This is a genomic window from Sphaerothrix gracilis Ecp01 (assembly GCF_030405905.1).
Classification (GTDB): domain Bacteria; phylum Cyanobacteriota; class Cyanobacteriia; order Phormidesmidales; family Phormidesmidaceae; genus Sphaerothrix; species Sphaerothrix gracilis.
This window is the reverse complement of the sequence record NZ_JASATW010000099.1, coordinates 1-1914: the sequence shown is the minus strand read 5'-3', so window position 1 is coordinate 1914 and position 1914 is coordinate 1. Positions and strand designations below refer to the sequence as shown.

The 1914-nt window shown below is 41.8% G+C and carries 1 protein-coding gene; it reads right to left on the bottom strand.

Features of this window, described 5'->3' with window-relative positions; all coding sequences use genetic code 11:
• Positions 1 to 74: 74 nt before the first annotated feature.
• Entirely contained in the window at positions 75 to 299 is a 225-nt protein-coding gene (locus tag QJQ48_RS27895) for a hypothetical protein (protein WP_346294464.1), read from the bottom strand.
• Between the last annotated feature and the right edge of the window lie 1615 nt (positions 300 to 1914).

Genomic DNA, 1914 nt, shown 5'->3' with positions numbered 1-1914 from the left:
GTCGCGACAGATGGCATCAAGTTTAGAATCATTTGAGATCCACCACAGCAGAATATGAGTATCGAGGAGCCAACTCATTCCCATTGCTGCAGTTCCTCCTCAGACATCGGTTCAAAGAAGGCGTCGCCTAGTTTAAAGTTCAACAGCCCAGGAGTGCGCGGTTCGTTTTCGCTCTCGGTAAGGGACTCGTCACGCGCTTGAGTGAGCCCCAAGCGAAAGTAATGAATGAGGTCGTAAATCTCGGCGAGCTTGTCTTTGGGGAGGTTTTGGAGTTCTTGCATGATTTTCTGAAGAAGTATGGATTAACCTCCTATGAGATAAGGATTGGGGTTGTTTTCGCCAACTCTTAGAAATCAAGCGACTGTCCTTGTTACCTTTCGTGGCACGCGACAACCGCATGGAAATATAGATATTTTCTGACTTCTGCTGAGCGAGTTTTTGTGTGACTGGGCGGTTATCGCCATTTAAGATCTTAATGCAGACGTTAGGGTTCTGTTGCAAAAAGAAGATGAGGGTATGAAAATCCTCTTTCTTATCTATATTTATACAGCGATGCCGAAGATTTGGTGGATGAAAGAGATCTGTCCTGTCACATCATCTCTATCGACATTTTGGATCTGTCAGTTCGAGTAGAAAGTTCGAGTTTTCCAAGCTCCTGAGAAACAACAACAGTTCCTCACCACCAGCGATCGCGTGAATGATAGTTTTTAAGTCACAAGAGCGATCGCCCGAGAGCGTTTTGCACCGATACAAAGTAGAGCAGCCAGCGATCGCCTTTGTGGGCTCGACACAGAGTCCGAAGAAGGGCTATGACAACGATTCTGGATAAAAAGGGCCATTTGGTCTGAAACCCTGTCACAGCAGAGGTTCTATTTCTGAGACAAGGTCTGTCTCAGCTTCCTGGTAAAATAGATGGATAAAGCTCTTGCCAGGCTTTACCTCAACAGAGCAATATCATCAAAATCATTGATTTACAAAGCTTTGAGGAATATCACCTAGATCAGACTTTCTGAGGCATTTTACGTGGCGTAGATCGGTAAAAGCATTTAATCCGTATTCTACCCCTCGAAAATGGCTGAATACTTGTGGCTTAAAAGGCCAGCACTGAGAGCGCTTGAGCGGATTTATGTTGTCTTTCAGAGCGCAGTTTTAGAGTCGTCTCACGCTAAAGGGCTTGCACAGCGAGAGTTCTGGATCAAATGGCCCTTTTTATCCAGAATCGTTGCCATGACCCGGATAGAGGCGCTCAATATGCCAGTAGTGACTACCAAACTTTTGAGTCACGATCAGATCACACTCTAGTCACTTCTTGTGAGACTCGACAATAGAAGAGATATTTAAATATCATAAGGTAAGAACGACTACAGTTAGTTTTAACTACAGCCGTCCTGAACCTTCAATGGCAAATCTAAGTCTCAGACTTAAATGCCGGTATCTCCTTCAGTCAAAATCATGTTTAATCTCCTTTTTAGTACGAGAAAAGGTAGACCTGATAATTATATTTTCATCCTGCTCTACCACTTTCCGGAAGATCATAGCTACTCAGTACTTAGATATGTCTTTCATGAACATAGTTATAGTTATCTCGATATTGATAATTATTTTCTATAGAACATTTGCTCTGTAACCATAAAACTGGCTAAGGCTTGATTAGGGAGTGGCTATTTGCTTCCTTGATGATTGAACTTATATTTCACATTTATTTGATTCGTTAGAGATTGCCTCAATTTGATTGCGAATTTTTGAATATTAATCAAATTGACTTTCTGAAGTCTTGAAAAAACGATATCTTAACAGAATTTCCCTCGCTAGCGAGCGAGAGAAGTAACATATTTATATGAGAATTAGAGTCTTAAGATTGCCCCTCTATCTCACAAGCTTTAGAATCACTATTCTCTTTCTCCTCCCACTTTT